8 protein-coding genes are annotated in these 8,211 nt (G+C 68.5%); 3 read left to right on the top strand and 5 right to left on the bottom strand.

Annotation, left to right across the window (positions count from 1 at the left end):
• Positions 1 to 181: 181 nt before the first annotated feature.
• Both E8A12_RS06665 and E8A12_RS06660 read right to left on the bottom strand, forming a co-directional pair.
• A complete protein-coding gene (locus tag E8A12_RS06665; protein ID WP_293367136.1) occupies positions 182 to 601 on the bottom strand; it encodes a MucR family transcriptional regulator in 420 nt (139 codons plus the stop codon).
• 238 nt (positions 602 to 839) lie between these two features.
• Complete coding sequence (locus E8A12_RS06660; RefSeq protein WP_293367135.1) at positions 840 to 1,724, bottom strand: crotonase/enoyl-CoA hydratase family protein; 885 nt, start codon at positions 1,722 to 1,724, stop codon at positions 840 to 842.
• A gap of 130 nt (positions 1,725 to 1,854) precedes the next feature.
• Here E8A12_RS06660 and E8A12_RS06655 point away from each other — a divergent pair, with 130 nt between their 5' ends.
• On the top strand, positions 1,855 to 3,396 hold the full coding sequence (locus E8A12_RS06655) for an acyl-CoA synthetase (protein WP_293367134.1): 1,542 nt from the start codon (positions 1,855 to 1,857) through the stop codon (positions 3,394 to 3,396).
• Positions 3,397 to 3,477: 81 nt separating this feature from the next.
• On the opposite strand, the gene E8A12_RS06650 is transcribed toward E8A12_RS06655, so the two are convergent.
• Entirely contained in the window at positions 3,478 to 3,783 is a 306-nt protein-coding gene (locus tag E8A12_RS06650; protein ID WP_293367133.1) for a hypothetical protein, read from the bottom strand.
• A gap of 81 nt (positions 3,784 to 3,864) precedes the next feature.
• On the opposite strand from E8A12_RS06650, the gene E8A12_RS06645 reads away from it, so the two are divergent.
• On the top strand, positions 3,865 to 4,314 hold the full coding sequence (locus E8A12_RS06645; RefSeq protein ID WP_293367132.1) for a MaoC family dehydratase: 450 nt from the start codon (positions 3,865 to 3,867) through the stop codon (positions 4,312 to 4,314).
• A gap of 117 nt (positions 4,315 to 4,431) precedes the next feature.
• Positions 4,432 to 5,151, top strand: a complete 720-nt coding sequence (locus tag E8A12_RS06640) for a hypothetical protein (RefSeq protein WP_293367131.1) — start codon at positions 4,432 to 4,434, stop codon at positions 5,149 to 5,151.
• Positions 5,152 to 5,157: 6 nt separating this feature from the next.
• On the opposite strand, the gene E8A12_RS06635 is transcribed toward E8A12_RS06640, so the two are convergent.
• Positions 5,158 to 7,266 carry an alpha/beta fold hydrolase gene (locus tag E8A12_RS06635; RefSeq protein WP_293367130.1) on the bottom strand — a complete coding sequence of 703 codons (2,109 nt, stop codon included), beginning with the start codon at positions 7,264 to 7,266 and terminating at the stop codon, positions 5,158 to 5,160.
• Between the two features lie 70 nt (positions 7,267 to 7,336).
• On the bottom strand, positions 7,337 to 8,176 hold the full coding sequence (locus E8A12_RS06630) for a trypsin-like peptidase domain-containing protein (RefSeq protein ID WP_293367129.1): 840 nt from the start codon (positions 8,174 to 8,176) through the stop codon (positions 7,337 to 7,339).
• Positions 8,177 to 8,211 lie beyond the last annotated feature (35 nt).

The raw sequence follows: 8,211 nt of genomic DNA, 5'->3' as shown, positions 1-8,211 counted from the left end.
TGCAGATGCCCCGACAACCAGTTGGATTCACAACGAATCACTTATCGCCGATTGGGCGAATCGCCGGCAAGCGGAAAAGGGTTAACGCGTGGCGAATTCGAGGGCGCTGAGTCCAAATGGAAACGCCCGCCGAAGCCGGCGGGCGTTTCGAACTCAAACCGCCTTGGCCTGGAGGACGCGCTTAGCGCTTCTTCCGCGGGGCCTGACGGCCGCCTTGGCCGAGACCCATCTGCTTGGCCAGGTCCGAACGCGCCTTGGCGTAGTTCGGGGCGACCATCGGATAGTCCTTCGGCAGGCCCCACTTGGCGCGATATTCCTCGGGGCTCATGTTGTACTTGGTGCGCAGGTGCCGCTTCAGCGACTTGAACTTGCGGCCGTCTTCCAGGCAGACCAGGAAATCCGGAGTGATCGAGCGGCGGATCGGCACCGCAGGTTCCTTCGGTGTGACTTCCGCCGTCTCGGCGCCGGAGGAGATGCCGGACAAGGCCCGGTGCACGCTCTGGATCAACGCGGGCAGGTCAGCCGCGGTCACGGAATTGTTGCCCACGTAGGCCGAAACAATATCCGCCGTCATCTCGATGACTTCCGACTTCTCATCCATTCTTGTTTTCCATAGGAAGGGCGGCTTTCGAGGCCGCTGAATTGATTCACGACATCAGTAGCGGCGTCATTATAGCGAACTTATCCACCACACAAGCATAGAAACCGAGGTGTTTTCATCGCAACGGGGGAAATTTCCAGTTCGAAATGGTCAGTTGAGTTCAAAGAACCGGTTTGATCGAGTAAGCGCCCGCCACTCTACCTGACCGCGTCACGTTGGCGGGGCCAAGTCTCCCGTTTCAGCGGAAATCGGGCGCCTGCCACTGGGCCCAGATGTCCGGCAGATCGCTGGACACCCGGTCCGGAAACGCCGCCGGCCGCTTTTCGAGGAACGAGGTCACGCCTTCCCTGGCGTCGCCGGAGCGGCCGCGCGCCTGGATGCCGCGGCTGTCGGCGCGGTGGGCTTCCATCGGGTGCGCGGCGCCGGCCATCCGCCAGATCAGCTGCCGTGTCAGGGCGACCGAAACCGGCGCGGCGTTGTCGGCGATCTCGCGGGCGAGCGCCTTGGCGGCGGGCAACAGGTCCTCGGGCGCGTGCAGCGAGCGCACGAGCCCGCGGTCGAACGCCTCCTGCGCGGGGAAGATGCGGCCGGTGTAGCACCACTCCAGCGCCGTCTGGACGCCCACCAGATGCGGCAGGAACCACGACGACGCCGCCTCTGGATTGAGGCCTCGCCGGGCGAAGACGAATCCGTAGCGCGCCTCGGTGGAGGCGAGCCGGATGTCCATCGCCAGCTGCATGGTTGCGCCGACGCCCACCGCCGCGCCGTTCACCGCCGCGATCACGGGTTTGAGGCTCTCGTAGATACGCAGCGTCAGCAACCCGCCGCCATCGCGCTGGGCGCCTTCGCGAGTGCGCGCCGCCATGGCCTCGCCGCCGCGGGCCTCATAGTCGAAGGTCTGGGCGCCGGCCGAGAGGTCCGCGCCGGCGCAGAAGGCGCGGCCGGCCCCGGTGACGATCACGCACCGCACGGCGTCGTCGCGGTCGGTCTCGTCGAACACCGCGATCATGTCGTTCATCATCTGGGTGTTGAAGGCGTTCAGTTTCTCCGGCCGATTCAAGGTCACCAGGGCCACCCCGTCCTCCACGGCGTAGGTGAGGGTTTCGAACGTCGGCGCGGCCATGGAATCCTCCTGGGAATGGCGGGGTCTTCGGCCCCGCTTGACGGACCCTAGGTCTAGGCCCGCAATAGCGGCTGAACAAAGATAAGTTGGCGGCCGGCGCAAGACCGGGACCGCCAGCGGGAGCGAGACCATGCATCCGGCGAACCACGCCAAGACCCACCCCGACAAGGCCGCCTACGTCATGGCCTATTCAGGCGAGACGGTGACCTACGCCGAGCTCGACGCCCGCTCCAACCAGGGCGCGCACCTGTTCAGGAGCCTGGGCCTGAAGGCCGACGACGCCGTCGCCCTCTTCATCGACAACCACCCGCGCTACTACGAGATCCTCTGGGCCGCCCAGCGCTCGGGCCTGCGCTTTACCTGCCTGTCGTCGAAGCTCACCTCGGGCGAGGTCGAGTACATCGTGAGGGACTGCGAGGCGAAGGTGTTCATCGCCTCGGCGGCGCTTTCGGAGACCGCCCTGCAGGTGGCGCGCCTGATCCCGGGCGTCGCGCTCTTCATGGTCGGCGGCGAGAGCGAGGACTTCGCGAGCTTCGAGGACGCCCGCGCCGTGATGCCGTCGACGCCGATCGCCGACGAGAGCGCCGGGCGCGCCATGCTCTACTCCTCCGGCACCACCGGCCGGCCGAAAGGCGTCAAACGGATGGGCGCGGTCGACCCCGCCATCGACGCGCCGAACCCGCTGGCGAACCTCGGCCAGGCGCTCTACGGCTGGACCGCCGACACGGTCTATCTGTCGCCGGCGCCGCTCTATCACGCAGCCCCCCTGGGCTGGTCCATGGCGGTGCACTCGATCGGCGGCACGGTGATCCTGATGGAGCGCTTCGACGCCGAGGACGCCCTGCGGTTCATCGAACAGTACAAGGTGACCTCCGCCCAGTGGGTGCCAACCCATTTCGTGCGCATGCTGAAGCTGCCGGAAGAGGTCCGCACCCGCTACGACCTGTCGTCGCTGAAGGCCGTCTTCCACGCCGCGGCCCCCTGCCCTGTGCCGGTCAAGGAGCAGATGATCGCCTGGTGGGGCCCGATCGTGCACGAGTACTATGCCGGCACCGAGGGCAACGGCTTCTGCATCATCAACGCCACCGAGTGGCTGGCCCACAAGGGCTCGGTCGGCCGCGGCCTGACCGCGGCGGTGAAGATCTGCGACGAGGACGGCGAGCCTCTGCCGCCCCGCGCCGAGGGCCTGGTCTATTTCGAGGGCGGCGGCCAGTTCGAGTACCACGGCGACCCGGCCAAGACCGCCGAGAGCCGCAACAGGCACGGCTGGACGACGCTCGGCGACGTGGGCTGGCTGGACGAGGAAGGCTACCTCTACCTCACCGACCGCAAGAGTTTCATGATCATCTCCGGCGGGGTGAACATCTATCCGCAGGAACTCGAGAACGTGCTGATCGGCCACCCCAAGGTCGCCGACGCCGCCGTGGTCGGGGCTCCCGACGAGGAGATGGGCGAGAAGGTCGTCGCCGTGATCCAGCCGATGAACTGGGCCGATGCGGGCGAGCCCCTGCGCGCCGAGCTGATGGCCTACGCCCGCCAACACCTCAGCCATGTGAAGAGCCCGCGCGTCATCGATTTCATGGCCGAGCTGCCCCGCCACGCCACCGGCAAGCTCTACAAGCGCCTGATCCGAGACGCCTACTGGGCCAAGGACGGCGCGCGGATCGCGTAGGCTTGATCCCCCTTCATTCGAGGCGAGCCGGTCGTGAGCGATCCTCCTCCCTGGGGAGGAGGGATCGGCTAGATGCCGGGCCTAGTCCTGAGCCGGCCCTATCGCGCGGGGCAGTTCGCGCACCTCGATGACGCCGCCGGCTTCATAGACCGGGTTGCTGGCCAGCAGCGCCTGAGCGGCCGCCATATCGGCGACCTCGATCCGCAGATAGCCCACGATATGGTGGCTGATGGGCGGCGCCGCGCCGTCCTTCCGCAGGCATACGCCCTTCCCGATCGCCGAGCCGCCGCGCAGGACGCCCTTCTCGTTCAGGCCGTTGATATAGGCCTCCCAGACCGCCGGATCGGCGGGCTCGGCTTCGTGCATCAGGTAGATGAAGTCGGCCATCCGGATCTCCCATGCGGCTTGCCCGCGCGCGACGGGATGCTAGACCCAATTACAGCCAAGCCAATCAAGAGGAAGCCCACGATGAACCCGGTTGAGATCAAAGACCTGCCCGGCCTGATCGGCACGGAAGTGGGCGTTTCGGACTGGCTGCTTGTCGACCAGGACCGGGTCAACAAATTCGCCGACGCCACCGGCGATCACCAGTGGATCCACGTCGATGTCGAGCGGGCCACGCGCGAGATCGGCGGCCCGATCGCCCACGGCTACCTGACCCTGTCGCTGATCCCATTCCTCGGCCAGGGCATGCTGCCGATCACCGGCGTCAGCCGCGGCATCAACTACGGCTCCGACAAGGTCCGCTTCATCAACATGGTCAGGGTCGGCAAGCGCGTGCGCATGCGCCAGAAGCTGATCGGCGCCGAGCCCAAGGCCGGCGGCATGCAGCTGAAGAACGAATGCACTATCGAGATCGAGGGCGAAGAAAAACCCGCCTGCATCGCCGAGACGATCTCGATCATCTACGCGGGCTAAAACCAACCACGTTCTCCGGCAGCGGTGAAACCCATCTCACCGCCAGCCGTTGCTGCCCCACGCCATGTGACCTCACGTCCCGTGGCGACAGCATTTGCCTATGGGCAGGAGAACATCATGCTTAGGACTACCATCATCGCTTCGCTGCTCGCGTCGAGCGCCATCACCCTGGCGGTCGCGACCCCTGCTGCGGCCGGCACCACCGAGCGCGCACGCGAAGCCATCGCCGCCGCTGAGGCCAAAATCCACACGGCCGAGACCCTGGGGGCCTACGGCGACTCCCCGCGCAACATCGCCGAGGCGCGCGCCGCCCTGGCGGCCGCGCAGCGGGACTTCGACAACGACCACCGTGACCGGGCCATTGAGGACGGCGTCCGCGCCCAAGGCCTGGCCGACGCCGCGATCGGCATCTCCCAGCAGCACAAGAACGACGCCTTGGCCTCCGCGCACGAAGCCGAACGCGCCACCGCCGAAGCGGCTCGCGATCAGGTCGCCGCCGCGCGCGGCCAGGCGGCGGACGCCCAGGATCAGGCGGTGACCGCCCAGCAGCAGGCCGCGCAGGCTCAGCAGCAGGCCGCGGCAGCCAACGCGCGGGCCGACACCGCGCAGCAGTCGGCTGCGGCCTCCGCCGCGGACGCCGAGGCCGCGCGCAACGCCGCCGCGCTCGCCGCCCAGACGCCGCCGCCCGCCCCGCAGGTCGAGACCACGACGACGACCACCAAGCCCGCGCATCGCGTGACGCACACGACCGTCACCCATCACACGACAACCACGGGCGTGACGTCCACGGCGCCCTCGGAGCAAGTCACCACGACCACCAAGGTCACCCCGCAGTAGCGATGCTTACGTCGGCGGCGCGGCGGGGGCTTTCTCCGCCGCGGTGACCGGCGGCGGCGAGGGCTGGGCCGTCGGATCCTTGCCGGCGAAGGCGTCGGCGATGAAGGCGATCATCCGGCGGCGCAGGTCCTCCCCGTGCCAGGGTTCCCGCGTCGGCTGAGCGGAGAAGCCCGCGCCCAGGGTGCGGTGGGTCTCGCGCGGATATCTCACCAGTTCAACCGGCGCGCCGACCTGGCGCATGGCGCGGCGCATTTCCAGCGACTGGCCCAGCGGGTCGGTCGGATCCTCTTCGCCCTGCAGCAGCAAGAGTGGCGTCTTGCCGTGCGCCACCTTGGCGAGCGCGCTCTGCCGCCAGGCGTCGGCGAACCGCTCCCAGGGCTTGCCGAAGTACCAGCGGTCGTAGAACGAGGCGTCTTCCGTCCCATACTCGCTGAACTGGTCGATCACCGGCGCGCCGGAGACCAGCGCCTTGAAGCGGTCGGTCCGGCCCTCGACGAAGGCCGCCATCTCGCCGCCGTAGCTGTAGCCGATCAGCGCCATCCGCTGCGGATCGACGCCATATTTGGCCAGCACCGTGTCCACGCCGGTCATGATGTCGGTGTAGTCGCCGCCGCCCAGGTCGTTCTTGTTGGCCGCCTCGAAGGCTGCGCCATAGCCCTGACTGCCGCGCGGATTGGTCTCCAGCACCGCCCAGCCCTGGAAGACCAGCAGGTTCGCCAGGTTGGAGTAGCGGTCCTGGAAGAGGCCGGTCGGGCCGCCATGCACGATCACCACCAAAGGCGGATGCTTGTCGTCGCCATGCGGGTGGTAGAACAGGCCCTCGATCTTCAGCCCGCCATTGGTCCAGCTCACCCGCTCGCTGGCCGCCCTCGGCCAGAAGCCGGGCACGATCTCCGGCAGGCTCAACTTGACCGGCGCCTCGCCGAGCTTGGCGGCCAGATAGAGCGCCGGCGGCTGGGAGGGGCCGCTTGCGGTGAAGGCCCAGGCGGTCTCGCGCGGATTGGTCACCGCGGCGGCCACCACCGGCTGCGGAGCCTCGATCCAGCTGAGCGCCCCGGTCGAGAGCTCAATGCGCGCCAGCTTCTGGTCGACGCCGGACATGAGCGGGGTGACCACGCTCTTGCCGCCCGCCTCGAGCACGAAGCCGTCGATCAGCGAGCCCTTCAGGCCCTTGGTCAGGCCGCGCGCGGCGCGGGTGGCGAAGTCGTAGGTGAAGAGTTCGGCGCATCCCGGGGGCGCGTCCTCCTCGCACTGCGCCAGATAGACGATCCCGTCCGCTGTCCACGCCGGCTGGCGCACGGTCTTGGGCGCGCCAGCGACCTCGCTCGGCGGTCCGCCCGCCGCCTTGACCCGCCACAGGCGCGCGCCGGGGCCCAGGTCCTCGTCATCGGGGATGGTGACCACCAGCAGTTCGTCGGAGCTGGCGTTCCAGCGCGCCGACTGCACGTTGTCAGGCAGGTCGACCTCTCGGGCCGCGCCGGTGGCCGCCTCGACCAGGTAGAGGCGGATCTTCTTGGCGTCGTCACGGCCGACGCGCACGGCGTCATCCTTCTTCTTCACCTCGCCGGCGCGCGCGGCGGTCTCGCCGTCGGCGGCCAGCACCGCGACCTGCTTGTCGCCAGGAGCGATCTCGAAGGCCCGCACGTCGGCCTCGACGGCCTCCCCGGACTTCAACTCCCAGCCAGCCTGCAAGGCCCCGGCGACGGGCCGGGCCAGCACCAGGCCCTGCGCCTCGCCGCCCGCCATCGGCAGACGATAGAGGCGACCCGCCTTGCCACGCTTGGCAACGAAGAAAAGGTCTGCGCCGTCGGCGGACCAGGCGGGGCTGCGCTCGCCGGGCTGGTCGTCGGCGGTGGAGGAGGTGAGCTGGCGCGCGGGTTTGCCGTCGCGGCCGGTCAGCCACAGGTGCGTCTGGCCGCCCTCGGCGGTGGACGCCATGACCACGGCCGCCACCTGACTTGCGTCCGGCGACAATGCGATCTCGCGCAGGTCGCGGACCTGTCGGACGGAGGAGAGCACCAGTTCGCCCTCCGCCCAGGCCGGCTGCCCGGCGCCCAAGGCTCCGCCCAGCGCCCCGGCCAGCAGCAAGCCGCCAACGCCCCTCATCGGTTTCATCGAAATTCCCCCGCCCACGGCAGAGGTCAGATCGCCCGCTCCTGCGCGGCGCGTCAATCCGCCGGCGCGCCTATTCCGGGCGGGCGGCCTCTTCCGCCGACGCCGCCTTGGCGCCAGAGATGGAACCCTCGTCCGCGGCGACTTCGGTCACCGGGGCGCCAGGATCCTTGATCAGGGCGATGGTCTCGCGGATGAACCGAGCGTTGGTGACGATGCCGATGTCCAGGCGTTCGCTGTTCAGCTCGACCTGCTGGGTCAGGAGGCCGGCGATGAACTCCACATCCTGACCGCCCTGGCCGTTCGCGTCGAGCGCGTGGCGCGACGGCCCGCTCATGAACACCGGCCCGCCGGAGTTGCCCGGGAACACCGAGAAGTCGAGCAGGAAGGTCGGGAAGATCTTGGCCGGCGCGATCGGATAGCTGGCCACGCGGCCCGCCCGCAGGATGGGGAAGCCCGCGGAATTGGCCGCCAGGCCGCGCGGGAAGCCCAGCGTCATCATCTGGTCGCCCGACGTCACGTCGTACTTCGAAAAGGTGTCGTCCTGCGCCAGGTAGTCCTCGGGGATCGCCGCCTTGGCGAAGGTCGCCGGCGCGGTGATGGCGATCGCCGCCACGTCACGCGTCGGGTGGTGCGTCCACAGTGCGTGGCCCTGAGCGTCGCGGATCTTCAACGACTGGGGCGAGTAGCTCCAGCTTCCGTCGGCGTTGGCGATACGGTAGCCGACCCGGGCGTTGGCGCCGGGCATCTTGTCGAAGACGTGGTTGGCGGTGACCAGGATGGTGTGCGGCTTGCCGTCCGCGGTTGTCTCAGTGATCAGGAAGCCTGTGCCGACGGTGCGCGTCCCGTCCCCGAGCGGCTGCTCGAGTTGGACGGTCGCCTGCATCATCTGTGCGGACAGGTCCATCATCATGGGAAGCTATCCCCGAAACCTTTAAGATGCCCTTC

The sequence above is a fragment of the Phenylobacterium sp. genome (assembly GCF_004799395.1).
Lineage (GTDB): Bacteria > Pseudomonadota > Alphaproteobacteria > Caulobacterales > Caulobacteraceae > Phenylobacterium.
This window is presented reverse-complemented; position numbering and strand designations above follow the sequence as displayed.

What these genes read in the sequence shown, in the direction of transcription:
- E8A12_RS06665 (WP_293367136.1), bottom strand. Translation starts at nt 601, where the DNA reads ATGGATGAGAAGTCGGAAGTCATCGAGATGACGGCGGATATTGTTTCG.
- E8A12_RS06655 (WP_293367134.1), top strand. Translation starts at nt 1,855, where the DNA reads ATGCATCCGGCGAACCACGCCAAGACCCACCCCGACAAGGCCGCCTAC.
- E8A12_RS06645 (WP_293367132.1), top strand. Translation starts at nt 3,865, where the DNA reads ATGAACCCGGTTGAGATCAAAGACCTGCCCGGCCTGATCGGCACGGAA.
- E8A12_RS06630 (WP_293367129.1), bottom strand. Translation starts at nt 8,176, where the DNA reads ATGATGATGGACCTGTCCGCACAGATGATGCAGGCGACCGTCCAACTC.
- E8A12_RS06660 (WP_293367135.1), bottom strand. Translation starts at nt 1,724, where the DNA reads ATGGCCGCGCCGACGTTCGAAACCCTCACCTACGCCGTGGAGGACGGG.
- E8A12_RS06640 (WP_293367131.1), top strand. Translation starts at nt 4,432, where the DNA reads ATGCTTAGGACTACCATCATCGCTTCGCTGCTCGCGTCGAGCGCCATC.
- E8A12_RS06635 (WP_293367130.1), bottom strand. Translation starts at nt 7,266, where the DNA reads ATGAAACCGATGAGGGGCGTTGGCGGCTTGCTGCTGGCCGGGGCGCTG.
- E8A12_RS06650 (WP_293367133.1), bottom strand. Translation starts at nt 3,783, where the DNA reads ATGGCCGACTTCATCTACCTGATGCACGAAGCCGAGCCCGCCGATCCG.